This window comes from Pantoea sp. sgz302252, from assembly GCF_042610525.1.
Lineage (GTDB): Bacteria > Pseudomonadota > Gammaproteobacteria > Enterobacterales > Enterobacteriaceae > Erwinia.
Genome location: NZ_JBHDVM010000009.1, coordinates 128116 through 141983, shown reverse-complemented (window position 1 = coordinate 141983; position 13868 = coordinate 128116). Strand labels below are relative to the sequence as shown.

Below are 13868 nucleotides of genomic sequence, written 5' to 3'. Positions count from 1 at the left end.
CTGTAGCGCTTTTTTCCTCTGCGCCTTACTCCTTTTTCTCCGCTTTGCGCCGTCGATCCACTTCTTTCAGCAGTAAATTGACCTGCTTGTCGGCGAACATCTCCTCCAGCGTTTTGCTTAGCTTGCGCCGCCAGTTAGGATACTGATCCGTGGTGCCCGGCACGTTGACCGGCTTATCCATATCCAGCAGATCTTCCGGTTGTAGCCCCAGTAGCGCGCAGCTGCTGTCGGCGAGAAAGCGATGCATGCCCCGGTTCAACTGTGGCGACATCTTAACCAGACTGGCCTTTTTTCCGCTGCTTTTCGGCAGGCTGCCGTAGCGGTGCAGCGCCTCCAGCAGCGCTTGTTTTTGCCGTGCCCGATCCTGATAGAGGCTGCGCAAGACGGCTTTGTCAGGATAAAGGCCCAGCACTTCGCCCATTTCCAAATCGACCGCGTTCCAGAAACCCCGTAACGTCGGCAGATCGTGTGTGGTAGCGCTTGCCATCGCCTGGCGCGCCCATTTTTCCGGCGCGCGATAGCGATCCTGGCTTTCTTGCTCAAAGTAGAGCACTTTCCAGGAGTAGATGCCGCTGGTTCTCAGCTTAGCGATAATTTCTACCGGCACCGTGCCCAGATCTTCTCCGATCACCATGCACTGGTTGCGCTGGCTTTCCAGCGCCAGGATCGCCATCAGATCTTCTACCGGATAATAGACGTAGGCGCCAAAATTGGCGGTTTCGCCATAGGGGATCCACCACAGGCGCAGCAGTGACATCACATGATCGATACGCAACGCGCCACAGCTCATCATATTAGCCCGCAGTAGATCGATAAATGGCTGATAGCCTCTGGCGGTCATCACATGCGGATCCATCGGCGGCAGCCCCCAGTTTTGCCCCAGCGGGCCCAGCACATCCGGCGGCGCGCCTACCGACACATCCATACAATAAAGTTCGCGATCGCACCAGGTTTCCGCACCGCCTTCCGCGACGCCGACCGCCAAATCGCGATAAAGACCTATCGGCATAGCGCGCTGCTGGCTCACCTGCCAGCATTCGTCAAACTGACGATTGGCCAGCCACTGCATCCAGAGCCAGAAGCGCACCTCGTCTGCATTATTCGTGCAGAACTGCCGCACCGCTTCGCTGTGCGCCTCACGCAGATTTTCCGGCCAAACCGGCCAGCCCCAGTAATCTTCGTTTTCTTTCAGCATGGCGCCGTGCAGCGCATCGAAAGCCGCCTGCCAGTAAAGGCTTTCGCCGCCCTTTTCGACAAAGTCGGCAAAGTGCGCCCTACTCGCGTCTTCTTCGTTACGCTGGCTGAAGCTATGCCAGGCATGGCGCAGCGCCACTATTTTCAGTTCGCCTACCACGCCGTAGTCGACCCATTCCGCTTCCCTGGCCTGTTTCAGCCTGCGCTGGACAGTCGCGCCGCGCAGCCAGCGCTGCCCCGCTTTGCTTTCCTGGAAATCCGGCACCGCGTTGACGTCAATATAGAGCACGTTGAGCCAGCGCCGCGAAGAAGGACTATAGGGGCTGGCGTTGACCGGGCTGGCGGGATAGAGAGAGTGGATGGGATTCAGCCCGATAAAGGCGCCGCCACGATCGGCGAGTTCCGCCAGCATGCGCTTGAGATCGCCGAAATCGCCGATGCCCCAGTTATGTTCAGATCGAACTGTATAAAGCTGTACGCAGGCGCCCCACAGCTTTTTGCCCTCGCGCAGCTGTTTGGGTTCGTAGCAGCGTTTCGGCGCTATGATAATCCGGCAATCCCAACTTTTTTTGCCCTGGCTTAGCAGCAGGCTGTGATAGCCATACGCCAGCGAGGACGGCAGCGTGATAGCCTCTTCGGCGCTGACCTCGCCCTGATATTCACGGCCTTTTTCCGTTATCAGGCGCCACTGATATTGACCTTTGCCGCCCACATCCAGCTGCATGGTGCGTTTTCGCAGAAAAACCCTGCATGGCGGAATCGGGCCTGGCTTAACTTTCTTTGTGGACATCGCCGCCAGCAGGCGCTGACGAATAGCGGGAGAAATTTCCTCGTGTTCGCCTCTGGCATTAGTGTATTTGGCAGCAATGCCCGCCGCCGCTGCCGCCTGCTCAAACTTCTTTTTATCCATTGCTGCTCCCTGTAGGTCTGGTCTGCCAGATACGCTGCTGATAGTCACGAATAGAGCGGTCAGAGCTGAACATGCCGCAGCGTGCGGTATTCAGGATGGTCATTTTTGTCCAGGTCTCCCGGTCGAGATAGAGCTGTTCGGCGCGCTTTTGCGCTTCGCAATAGCTGGCGAAGTCGGCCAGCGCCAGCCAGTAGTCACCGCCTTTGCCAAGGCTGTCGAGCAGCGGTTCGAACGCCTGTTTGTCGCCGTTACTGAAAAAGCCGTTTTCCAGCTCTTTCAGAATCGCGTTAAGGTGCTTGTCTTTTTTACGCAGCTTCAGTGGCGCATAGCCGCTTTTTCTGAGTGCTTTTACCTCGTCAACGGTATGGCCGAAGATAAAGATATTCTCTTCACCTACCTGCTCCGCTATCTCTACATTCGCGCCATCCAGCGTGCCGACCGTCAACGCGCCGTTCAGCGCAAGCTTCATATTGCCGGTGCCGGAAGCTTCATAACCGGCCGTGGAAATTTGCTCGGAGATATCAGCCGCCGGGATCATTATTTCCGCCGCGGTAACGCGATAGTCCGGGATAAAAACGACTTTTAATCTGTCGCCGATAAGCGGATCGTTATTGATTTTTTCCGCCACTTTATTGATGGCATGGATAATGTTTTTCGCCAGGTAATAGCCCGGTGCAGCCTTGGCGCCGAACAGGAACACGCGCGGTACAAACGCCATCTTTGGGTTTTCGCGCAGTTGTTTGTAACAGGAAAGAATATGCAGTAACCCGAGGTGCTGGCGCTTGTATTCATGCAGCCGTTTGATTTGCACATCAAATATCGCCTCGGGATTAACCACAATGCCGGTCAGGCGCTGGATGTAGTCTGCCAGCCTGACTTTGTTATCCTGTTTGATCTGCCGGTAGCGCTGACGGAAAGCGGCGTCATCGGCAAAGGCTTCCAGCCCTTTTAACGCATCCAGATTATTAACCCATTCTGTTTGCAGGCTTTCGTCAATCAGCTTCGCCAGCGGCGGATTGCACTGTTTTAGCCAGCGGCGCGGCGTAATGCCGTTGGTTACGTTATGAAATTTTTCTGGCCAGAGCTGGTGATACTCGGGGAAAAGATCTTTAACCACCAGCGCGGAATGCAGCGCCGCCACGCCGTTGACCGCAAAGCCGCTGACCACACAGAGGTTAGCCATGCGCAGCTGATTATCGTGGATCACCGCCAGCTTTTCCCATACTGCTGCTTCGCCCGGCCAGCGTTTATCCACCAGTTTTTTAAAACGTCTGTCGATCTCTTTGATAATCATGACGTGGCGCGGCAATAGCGATCGCACCAGCTTTAAGTCCCAGCGCTCCAGCGCCTCCGGCATCAGCGTATGGTTGGTATAGGCAAAGGTTTTGCTGGTGATAGCCCAGGCCTCTTCCCACGCGAGCTGATGCTCATCCAGCAGCACGCGCAGCATTTCCGGGATAGCGATAGTGGGATGGGTATCGTTGAGCTGGATCACTTCGTAGTCGGGCAGTTCGGCAAGCTGGCGTCCGGCTTGATGATGGCGGCGCAGAATATCCGCCACCGAGCAGGCGCACTGAAAATATTGCTGCATCAGGCGCAGACGCTTGCCTTCCTGATGGTTGTCGTTGGGATAGAGCACTTTGGTCAGCTTTGCCGCCGCAATGCCCTGCTGTTCTGCCTGAAGAAATTTACCTTCATTAAACAGCGTCAGATCGAAAGGGTGCTTATGACTGGCTTGCCAAAGCCGCAACGGTTGGGTAACACCGTTGCGATAGCCAACCACCGGCAGATCCCAGGCTTCGCCGCGTATCCGGAAAGCCGGTTGCCATACGAAGCCACCCCGATCGTTTTTACTGACTTTACCGCCGAAGCCGACATCGACATCCAGCGCGCTGTTGTGGCGAAACCAGGGATAGCTTTCACGGTGCCAGTCGTCCGGCGCCTCTATCTGGCGGCCATCGTCAAAAGACTGGCGAAATAAACCGTACTGATAGTTCAGCCCATAGCCGATAGCCGATTGCCCGACCGTTGCCATCGAGTCGAGAAAGCAGGCGGCCAGCCGACCCAATCCGCCATTGCCCAGCGCCGGATCGATTTCTTCCTCCAGCAGCTCGCTCAGATCGCAGCCATATTCGGCCAGCGCGGCTTTTGCTTCGTCGTACCATCCCAGGTTGAGCAGCGTATTGCCGGTCAGCCTGCCGATTAAGAACTCCATCGAGATATAGTTTACGTGGCGCTGCTGCTTTGCCGGTTTAGCGGGCGCGGCGGCGGCCAGCATTTCCGCCAGCGCGCCGCTCAACGCCTGCCACCATTGGCGGACAGTCATTTCATCGGTTAACGAGAGTCCTGCGCGCTGCCGCTGGCGGAGTAAAGCCGCCGCGAAACGCGCCTGGTTGAATTTCTGCTGCGACATACCGCTTCCTTTTAAAAGAGTAAGAGGAACCAAGGCGGGACACATACAGTTAAGACCGGAACGGAAAAAAATGCTCAGTTCTTCGGCGGTTAAAGTGAAAAAAGTAGCGGAGATTTTTTTAGAGGACAAAAGGATTGCTCCTGATTACCCCTGTACCTGGATGGGTCGTCAGAAAGATTTTTGCGCCAGCAGCGTTAATACGTAAAAAACCATCAGACGCGTAAAGCAGCTATTAACCTGTTTGCCACCTTACAATCAAAGAAGCCATCGATTTTTTAGTCGATGGCTTCTGAAACGGGCCAGCTAAAACTCAGCACAGCTCCAGATGCACTTCGTGCTGCTCAATAGTTTTCAGCACGCCGGGCGGCGGCACTTCATCGGTAAAGAGATAGTCGATCAGGCTCATATTGCCCAGGTTGACCATCGCGTTACGGCCAAATTTTGAGTGATCCGCCACCAACATGACGCAGCGCGAATTCTCAATAATCGCCCGCTTGGTGCGCACCTCGTGATAGTCGAAATCCAGCAGCGAGCCGTCCATATCAATGCCGCTGATGCCCAGGATGCCGTAGTCCAGACGGAACTGTGAGATATAGTCCAGCGTCGCTTCGCCCATAATGCCGCCGTCGCGAGTACGTACCTCGCCGCCCGCTACAATCAGGCTGAAATCGGGCTTGCTCATCAGCAGCATCGCCACGTTCAGGTTATTGGTAACGACGCGCAGATTGTTGTGGTTCAACAACGCATGCGCTACCGCTTCCGGCGTAGTGCCAATATCGATAAACAGCGAAGCGCCATCCGGGATCTGGCTGGCGACGCGCTGGGCTATGCGGGCTTTTTCTGCCGACCACATCATTTTACGATCCTGCCAGGCGGTGTTTTCCGAACTGGAAGGCAGTGCCGCGCCGCCGTGATGGCGCTGGATCTTATTCTGCTCCGCCAGCTCGTTCAGATCGCGGCGGATGGTTTGCGGGCTGACGGTAAAGTGATCCACCAGCTCCTCGGTACTGACATAGCCCTGACGACGAACCAGATCGATAATGGCGTCGTGACGTTGCGTTTGCTTCACAAAGCTCTCCTGTTGCCCGTTATTTTTTTTTGGTATCCACAAAGGCCATCGCCAGACCAAGCAACAGGCCGACAATATGGGAAGCGTTGGCAACCGGCGAACCGAACCAACCAGTAAAGCCAAGCACCAGCATCAGCAGTAAGAAACCAATCAGGCCGCGTTCAAGATAAATGCCGCTGGCGGGATCCCGTTCTCCTCTCAGCCAGACGTAGCCCATCAGCGCATAGGTCACGCCGGAAAGGCCGCCAAACATCACGCCGCTGAACTTTGCCTGTATCCAGCCGCTGAGCAGCGCGGAAATAAGCATAATGACAAAAAGCTTACCGCTGCCCAGCCGTTTTTCAACGGCGCCGCCCAAATACCACCACCAGAGCAGATTAAAAAGCAGAGATATCAGGGAGAAGTTAGGCAGGATATGGCTAAACCAGCGCCAAAGCTGGAAGTGCTGCCCGGCATTTGGCCAGGAGAACCAGCTTAGCACCTTATAGGTACCGACAGTCTGCATCAGGACATAAGTGATAATGCAGGCCGCCATCATCACCAGCGTCAGCGGCCCGGCCCGCTCGCGAATAGCGGCCATCAGCGAAAATTTACCGTAGCTAATGCCGCTGGTGGTGGTACCGGATTGCCAGCTTGCCGCCTGATAGCGTGGATGATTAGGGTTGCGGATAAACTGATTCAGTTCGCTTTCGACCAGCGCCAGCCGGGAATCATCGTCCAGCCACAGCGTATATAAACTTTCATGCTCAATGCGCAGCTGAACGCCGCGGGTCGCCATATAGTCCACAAAAGCCTGCGCCACGCGGAGGTTGGCAAATTCGGTAATACGCGTCATCGCCTTTGAAATCCCTGTAAAGAAAAAATGGTTTCCTGAAAATAATCAGCTGGCGGAATCCACCTGCTGCGGGAAAGCGGCGCGCCAGGCATCGAAACCGCCATCCACGCTATAGGCCTCAGCAAAACCCTGGCTCAGCAGATATTGCGCTGCGCTTTTGCTGCTGTTGCCGTGATAGCACATTACCAGTACCGGCACAGAGAGATCGTTTTGTTGCAGGAAGTCCCCCAGCGTAGCGTTGCTCAGGTGAAAAGCGCCGCTGGCGTGAGCGATGGCATAGCTTTGCGGATCGCGGATATCCACTAACAGCGCTTTGCCTTCCGCCAGTTTAGCCTGGGCCTGCTGCACGTTGATGCACTCAAATTGTTCCATGATTCATTCTCTGAAAATAACAAGCGGACGCTATTGTATCGTGAACAAAGCTGACAATAACCCAATAAAGCGCAGGGCTATACGGCTTTTTCGTGAACAATTCTGTTACCTCCATCACGCATAGATGTTTTTGTGCGGTTAACGCTGGCATCAATGTCGCTTTACGATTATTATAATGCTCGAAAACGAACATTTAAGAACTATTCCGAACATCGGAGGAGATGACGTGGAAACCAAAGACTTGATCGTAATCGGCGGCGGTATCAACGGCGCTGGCATTGCAGCTGATGCTGCAGGACGCGGCCTGTCTGTGCTGATGCTGGAAGCGCAAGATTTGGCCTGCGCAACCTCTTCCGCCAGCTCGAAACTGATCCATGGTGGCCTTCGCTACCTGGAGCACTACGAATTCCGCCTGGTCAGCGAAGCGCTGGCCGAACGCGAAGTGCTGCTCAAAATGGCGCCGCATATCGCTTTCCCCATGCGTTTCCGCCTGCCGCACCGTCCGCATCTGCGTCCGGCATGGATGATCCGTGTTGGCCTGTTTATGTACGACCACCTGGGCAAACGCACCAGCCTGCCGGGCAGCAAAGGGTTGCGTTTTGAATCAGACTCGGTACTGAAGCCGGAAATCACGCGCGGTTTCGAATATTCCGACTGCTGGGTAGACGATGCGCGCCTGGTGGTACTCAACGCGCAGGAAGTAGAAAAACGCGGCGGCGAAGTGCGCACCCGTACCCGCGTGACCCGCGCCTGGCGTGAAAACAACCTGTGGACGGTAGAAGCAGAAGATATCGACACCGGCAAAACTTATACGTGGCAGGCAAAAGGGCTGGTCAACGCGGCTGGCCCGTGGGTTAAGCAGCTGTTTGACGATGGCCTGCAGCTCAAATCGCCTTACGGCATTCGCCTGATTAAAGGCAGCCATATCGTGGTGCCGCGCGTACATACGCAGAAGCAGGCTTATATCCTGCAGAACGAAGATAATCGTATTGTATTTGTTATTCCGTGGATGGACGAGTTCTCGATCATCGGCACCACAGACGTCGAGTACAAAGGCGATCCGAAAAACGTGCATATCGATGAGAAAGAGACTGAGTATCTGCTGAAAGTGTTTAACAGCCACTTCAAAAAGAACATCAGCAAGGAAGATATCGTCTGGTCTTACTCCGGCGTGCGCCCGCTGTGCGATGACGAATCGGATTCGCCGCAGGCCATTACCCGCGACTATACGCTGGACGTACGTGACGACAACGGCAAAGCACCGCTGCTGTCGGTTTTCGGCGGCAAGCTGACCACCTACCGCAAGCTGGCTGAGCATGCGATGGAGAAACTGTCGAAGTACTATCCGAAAATTGGCCCGGCCTGGACGCGTAACTGCGTGCTGCCAGGCGGCGACATCGCCGGAACACGCGAAGATTACGCCGCCAGCCTGCGCCGCCGCTATCCGTTTATCACGGAGGCGATGGCCCGCCATTATGCTCGTACCTACGGCAGCAATACCGAGCTGTTCCTGAAGCCAGCGAAAAGCCTGGAGGATTTGGGCGAACTGTTTGGCCACCACTTCTATGAAGCGGAGCTGCGCTATCTGGTAGAGCATGAATGGGTACGCGAGCAGGACGATGCGCTGTGGCGCCGCACTAAAACCGGCATGTTCTTAAACGAACAGCAGCGCGCGCGCGTCGGCGAATGGCTGGCACAGCATGCGAAGAAACCGGCGCTGTCGCTGGCTTCCTGATAGCTAAGCGACTGATGTAAAAAAGGGCGGATTTCCGCCCTTTTTGTTTTTGCTCCGCAGCCGATGGCGCGCCTCAAAGCCGAATTGGCTTAATGCCCCAAATTTCGTCGGCATACTCCTGAATCGTTCTGTCCGATGAGAAGTAGCCCATATTGGCAATATTAAGCAGCGTTTTGCGCGTCCATTCTTCCGGATGGCGGTACAGTTCGTCTACCTTATCTTGCGTGTCCACATAGCTACGATAGTCCGCCAGCAGCTGATAGTGGTCGCCCAGGTTCACCAGTGAATCAAAAATATTGCGGTAGCGGCCAGGTTCCTGCGGGCTGAACGTGCCGGTGGCGATCTGCGTTAATGCCTGGTGCAGCTCGGCGTCCTGCTCGTAGTATTTGTGCGCGTTATAGCCTTTAGCACGCAGCTCCTCGACCTGCGGCGTGGTATTGCCGAAGATAAAGATATTTTCCTCACCTACGTGTTCCAGCATCTCGACGTTGGCGCCATCCAGCGTGCCAATCGTCAACGCGCCGTTCAGGGCAAACTTCATGTTACTGGTGCCTGAGGCTTCCGTACCCGCCAGAGAAATCTGCTCAGAGAGATCGGCAGCCGGGATAATGACCTGCGCCAGGCTTACGCTGTAGTTAGGAATAAAGACGACCTTCAGTTTGTTTTTCACCTGCGGATCGTTATTGATCACCTGCGCTACATCGTTGATCAGATGAATAATATGCTTCGCCATGTAATAAGCCGAGGCGGCCTTACCGGCAAAAATATTAACACGAGGCACCCAGTCGGCATCAGGATCGGCTTTGATCCGGTTATAGCGAGTGATCACATGCAGCACGTTCAGCAGCTGGCGTTTGTATTCGTGAATACGTTTGATCTGCACATCGAACAGCGCATGAGGATCGATAACGATATCCATTTTCTGCGCGATATGTTCTGCCAGCCTCTTTTTATTGATCAGCTTGGAATCGCTGATTTTTTTCAGGAAGCCCGGATAGTCGATATGCTGCTTCAGCTCGTCGAGCTGGCTTAAATCGGTGCGCCAGTTGCGGCCAATGGTATCGTCCAACACCTCAGAAAGCGAAGGATTAGCCAGCGCCACCCAGCGGCGCGGCGTTACACCGTTGGTTTTATTACAGAAGCGGCCCGGAAACAGTCTGGCGAAGTCGGCAAACAGCGACTGCACCATCAGGTTGGAGTGCAGCTCGGATACGCCGTTGACCTTGTGGCTGACCACTACCGCCAGCCAGGCCATTCTTACCTGGCGGCCATTGTTTTCATCAATGATTGAGATGCGCGACTGCAGATCCCAGTCGTCGGGATAATAATCCTGAATGGTTTTCAGGAAGTAGTCGTTGATATCGAAAATAATTTGCAGATGGCGCGGCAGGATCTTGCCGATCATATCTACCGGCCAGGTTTCCAGCGCTTCCTGCATCAGCGTATGGTTGGTATAGGAAAAGACCTGGCAGGTGACTTCAAAAGCGTCGTCCCAGCCGAATTTGTGCTCGTCAATCAGCAGCCGCATTAGCTCGGGGATCGCCAGCACCGGATGGGTATCGTTAAGGTGAATAGCGATCTTATCCGCCAGATTGTCGAAGGTCTGATGCATCACCCAGTGGCGATTAAGAATATCCTGCACCGTTGCCGACACCAGGAAATACTCCTGACGCAAGCGCAGTTCACGGCCGGAATAGGTTGAGTCATCCGGATAAAGCACTCGTGAAACGTTTTCCGAGTGGTTTTTATCCTCTACCGCCGCAAAGTAATCACCCTGATTAAATTTCCCCAGGTTGATCTCATTGCTCGCCTGCGCACCCCACAGGCGCAGCGTGTTGGTGGCGTCGGTATCAAAGCCCGGAATGATTTGGTCGTAGGCCGTGGCCAGCACTTCTTCCGTTTCCAGCCAGCGCGAGCGGTTGCCCTCAACCTGGATACGTCCACCAAAGCGCACTTTGTAGCGCGTGTTAAAACGCTGGAACTCCCACGGGTTGCCATATTCCAGCCAGTAATCCGGCGATTCCGCCTGGCGGCCGTCAACGATATTTTGCTTGAACATACCGTAGTCATAGCGGATGCCGTAGCCGCGGCCAGGCAGGCCCAGCGTAGCCAGAGAATCCAGGAAACAGGCGGCCAGACGGCCCAGACCGCCGTTGCCCAGACCCGGATCGTTCTCTTCGCCGATCAAATCTTCCAGATCGAAACCCATCTCTTCCAGCGCGGCGCGAGCATCCTCATAGATGCCCATCGCCAGTAACGCGTTGGAAAGCGTGCGCCCGACCAGAAATTCCATCGACAGGTAATAGACCTGACGCACATCCTGCGACAGCTGCGCCCGGTTAAAGCGCAGCCAGCGTTCCACCATCCGATCCCGCACCGCCAGCAGCGTCGCGTTCAGCCATTCATGCTTATTGGCGACGGAAGGATCCTTGCCAATAGTGAACATCAGTTTGTAAGCGATAGAGTGCTTCAGTGCCTCGACGCTGAGCGTTGGGGCGGTATAGATGAAAGGTGCGTTCATATCAGTTTTCCTGGTTTTTACAGCAAGCGTTGATAGAGATCGCGGTAGGCCACGGCGGCCACCTGCCAGCTAAAATCCATCGCCATCGCCTGGCGCTGTACGTAGCGCCACAGCGAAGGGCGAGACCAGAGCACAAAGGCGCGACGGATCGCTCTTAGCAGCGACCAGGCGTTGCTGTCTTCAAACACAAAGCCGCTGGCGATGCCGTCGGCCAGGTTTTCCAGCGAGCTGTCGTTGACCGTATCGGCCAGACCGCCGGTACGACGTACCAGCGGCAGCGTGCCGTACTTGAGGCCATAGAGCTGGGTCAGGCCACAGGGCTCGAAGCGGCTCGGCACCATAATGATGTCGGCGCCGCCCATAATGCGGTGCGAGAAAGCTTCGTGATAGCCGATCTGTACGCCTACCTGGCCCGGATATTCAGCCGCCGCCGCAAGGAAGCCCTGTTGTAGCACCGCGTCGCCTGCGCCCAGCAGTACCAGCTGGCCGCCCTGCTCCAGCAGGCCCGGCAGCGCTTCCAGCACCAGATCCAGCCCTTTTTGCTTAGTCAGGCGGCTGACCACGGCGAAGACCGGCGCTTTTTCGTCGATTTTCAGGCCCATGGCGATTTGCAGCTGGCGCTTGTTTTCCTGCTTGGCGTCCAGCACATCGCGGTTATAGCGCGCGGTCAGCAGCAGATCCTGCTCCGGATCCCAAATCAGCGGATCCACGCCGTTGAGAATGCCGGTTAGCCGCCCTTCCAGCTGCCGCTGTTTCAGCAAACCCTCCATGCCATAGCCGAATTCCGGCAGCGTAATCTCGCGCGCGTAGGTCGGGCTTACCGCTGTAATATGATCGGCATAATAGAGCCCGGCTTTGAGGTAAGAGATTTGCCCATGAAACTCCAGGCCCTCCACGCTAAAGAACGACCAGGGTAGCTGGATCTGCTCAAGATGATGCGCGTAAAACAGCCCCTGGTATGCCAGGTTGTGTACGGTAAAGACGGATTTGGCCGGACGGCCTCTGGCGGCCAGATAGGCGCAGGTCAGACCGGCATGCCAGTCGTGAGCGTGTACCACTTCCGGCCGCCAGAAGGTATCCAGTCCACAGGCAATTTCGCAGCCCATCCAGCCCAGCAGCGCAAAACGCAAATAGTTATCCGTATAGGCAAACTGCGATTCATCGTGATACGGGCTGCCGGGACGATCGTAAAGCCCCGGCGCGTCAATCAGGTAGATGCCAACGCCATCATACCGACCATAATGCAGCTCGACATAGCCTGCGAAAGTATGCAGACGAGCCACTACTTCCGTTTCCGGTATCCCCTTTTTCAAATCCGGGAACGCAGGGATCAATACGCGGGTATCGGTCCCTTCCGCAATCTGCGCCGCCGGTAATGCCCCCACAACATCAGCAAGCCCGCCCGTTTTCAGCAGCGGGAAAATTTCTGAACAGACATGTAAAACCTGCATTATCGGCTCCTTTACCTTGTTCTGACGCGTTCCTCCGCATCAAATACCTGTGCTTTATTGTTTTGATTTATGCGGTTAACTGCGCCAGCCAAGCTTTGCCAGCATGGATCGCGTTACCAGCACAATGCCTTCTTCCGAGCGGTAAAAACGGCGCGCGTCATCATCCGGGTTCTCACCGATTACCGTTCCTTCCGGCAGCTCGCACGCACGATCTATAACGCAGCGGCGCAGGCGGCAAGAGCGCCCCACTACCACGTCCGGCGACAGCACAGAGGATTCGATATTGCAGAAAGAGTTGATTCTTACGCGTGAAAACAACACGGAATTCACCACTACCGAGCCGGAAATAATGCAGCCGCCCGATACCAGAGAATTCATTGTCATGCCATGACTGCCTGACCTGTCCTGCACAAATTTCGCCGGCGGTAACGGCTCCATATGGGTGCGGATCGGCCATTCACGATCGTACATATCCAGTTCCGGCGTGACCGATGCCAGATCGAGATTCGCCTTCCAGTAGGCTTCCAGCGTGCCGACATCACGCCAGTACGGCGGCGCGCCGTTGTCGCTTTGTACACAGGAAATACTGAAGGAGTGCGCCAGCGCTTCACCGCTCGCCACAATCTTCGGCAGAATGTCTTTACCAAAATCGTGATTCGATTCCGGGATCTTCAGGTCATCTTCCAGCAGCTGATACAGATAGTCGGCATTAAAGGTATAGATGCCCATGCTCGCCAGCGCCAGGGTATCGTCGCCCGGCATCGACGGCGGATCGGCCGGTTTTTCCAGGAAATCGACCACTTTGTTTTCATCGTTGACCGCCATAACGCCAAAAGCGCTCGCTTCCTCAATCGGCACCGGCAGGCAGGCGATGGTGCATCTGGCACCGTTTTCCACGTGGTCCAACAGCATGCGCGAATAGTCCATTTTGTAGATATGGTCGCCGGCCAGGATCACGATATATTTCGCCTGATAGCGGCGAATAATATCGAGGTTTTGCGTGACGGCATCCGCCGTTCCGCGATACCAGTGTTCCGTGGACTGCCGCTGTTGAGCAGGCAGCAAATCGACGAACTCGTTCATATCCTCATTAAGGAAAGACCAGCCGCGCTGCAGATGCTGTACCAGCGTATGCGACTGATACTGCGTGATCACCGCGATCCGCCGGATCCCGGAATTCAGGCAGTTTGATAAAGCAAAATCGATAATGCGGAACTTGCCGCCGAAATGTACGGCAGGCTTGGCGCGCTTGGCGGTAAGGTCTTTCAGGCGCGTACCGCGTCCGCCCGCCAGGATCAGGGCTACAGTTTGCGACGGCAATTGTCTTGCCAACATCAGAGGGTCGTTCTTATCTAAAGTGGCCATGCC

The 13868-nt window shown here is 55.5% G+C and carries 9 protein-coding genes; 1 reads left to right on the top strand and 8 read right to left on the bottom strand.

Annotated elements, in window-relative coordinates; all coding sequences use genetic code 11:
* Positions 1 to 25 precede the first annotated feature (25 nt).
* From malQ to glpE, 5 genes are all read right to left on the bottom strand, one after another.
* Positions 26 to 2104: a 4-alpha-glucanotransferase gene (malQ, locus tag ACETPC_RS16760; protein ID WP_380183256.1), complete on the bottom strand. Its 2079-nt coding sequence runs from the start codon at positions 2102 to 2104 to the stop codon at positions 26 to 28.
* Complete coding sequence (gene malP / locus ACETPC_RS16755; RefSeq protein WP_380183254.1) at positions 2097 to 4517, bottom strand: maltodextrin phosphorylase; 2421 nt, start codon at positions 4515 to 4517, stop codon at positions 2097 to 2099. Before malP ends, malQ begins: the two co-directional genes overlap by 8 nt.
* A 310-nt stretch (positions 4518 to 4827) precedes the next feature.
* On the bottom strand, positions 4828 to 5586 hold the full coding sequence (locus ACETPC_RS16750; protein ID WP_380183252.1) for a DeoR/GlpR family transcriptional regulator: 759 nt from the start codon (positions 5584 to 5586) through the stop codon (positions 4828 to 4830).
* A 19-nt stretch (positions 5587 to 5605) separates the two neighbouring features.
* Positions 5606 to 6421 (bottom strand): rhomboid family intramembrane serine protease GlpG, encoded by an 816-nt coding sequence (gene glpG, locus ACETPC_RS16745; protein WP_380183250.1) that lies wholly within the window; start codon positions 6419 to 6421, stop codon positions 5606 to 5608.
* Between the two features lie 45 nt (positions 6422 to 6466).
* Positions 6467 to 6793, bottom strand: a complete 327-nt coding sequence (glpE, locus tag ACETPC_RS16740) for a thiosulfate sulfurtransferase GlpE (RefSeq protein WP_380183248.1) — start codon at positions 6791 to 6793, stop codon at positions 6467 to 6469.
* 226 nt (positions 6794 to 7019) lie between these two features.
* On the opposite strand from glpE, the gene glpD reads away from it, so the two are divergent.
* Entirely contained in the window at positions 7020 to 8528 is a 1509-nt protein-coding gene (glpD, locus tag ACETPC_RS16735; protein ID WP_380183246.1) for a glycerol-3-phosphate dehydrogenase, read from the top strand.
* A gap of 73 nt (positions 8529 to 8601) precedes the next feature.
* Here glpD and glgP read toward each other — a convergent pair whose 3' ends face one another.
* The 3 genes from glgP to glgC form a co-directional block, all read right to left on the bottom strand.
* A complete protein-coding gene (glgP, locus tag ACETPC_RS16730; RefSeq protein WP_380183244.1) occupies positions 8602 to 11049 on the bottom strand; it encodes a glycogen phosphorylase in 2448 nt (815 codons plus the stop codon).
* 17 nt (positions 11050 to 11066) lie between these two features.
* Positions 11067 to 12500, bottom strand: a complete 1434-nt coding sequence (gene glgA, locus ACETPC_RS16725; protein ID WP_380183242.1) for a glycogen synthase GlgA — start codon at positions 12498 to 12500, stop codon at positions 11067 to 11069.
* A gap of 75 nt (positions 12501 to 12575) precedes the next feature.
* Positions 12576 to 13865, bottom strand: coding sequence for a glucose-1-phosphate adenylyltransferase (glgC, locus tag ACETPC_RS16720; protein ID WP_380183240.1), 1290 nt, complete (start codon positions 13863 to 13865; stop codon positions 12576 to 12578).
* Positions 13866 to 13868: the final 3 nt, after the last annotated feature.

What these genes read in the sequence shown, in the direction of transcription:
- malQ (WP_380183256.1), bottom strand. Translation starts at nt 2,104, where the DNA reads ATGGATAAAAAGAAGTTTGAGCAGGCGGCAGCGGCGGCGGGCATTGCT.
- malP (WP_380183254.1), bottom strand. Translation starts at nt 4,517, where the DNA reads ATGTCGCAGCAGAAATTCAACCAGGCGCGTTTCGCGGCGGCTTTACTC.
- glpG (WP_380183250.1), bottom strand. Translation starts at nt 6,421, where the DNA reads ATGACGCGTATTACCGAATTTGCCAACCTCCGCGTGGCGCAGGCTTTT.
- glpE (WP_380183248.1), bottom strand. Translation starts at nt 6,793, where the DNA reads ATGGAACAATTTGAGTGCATCAACGTGCAGCAGGCCCAGGCTAAACTG.
- glgP (WP_380183244.1), bottom strand. Translation starts at nt 11,049, where the DNA reads ATGAACGCACCTTTCATCTATACCGCCCCAACGCTCAGCGTCGAGGCA.
- glgA (WP_380183242.1), bottom strand. Translation starts at nt 12,500, where the DNA reads ATGCAGGTTTTACATGTCTGTTCAGAAATTTTCCCGCTGCTGAAAACG.
- glgC (WP_380183240.1), bottom strand. Translation starts at nt 13,865, where the DNA reads ATGGCCACTTTAGATAAGAACGACCCTCTGATGTTGGCAAGACAATTG.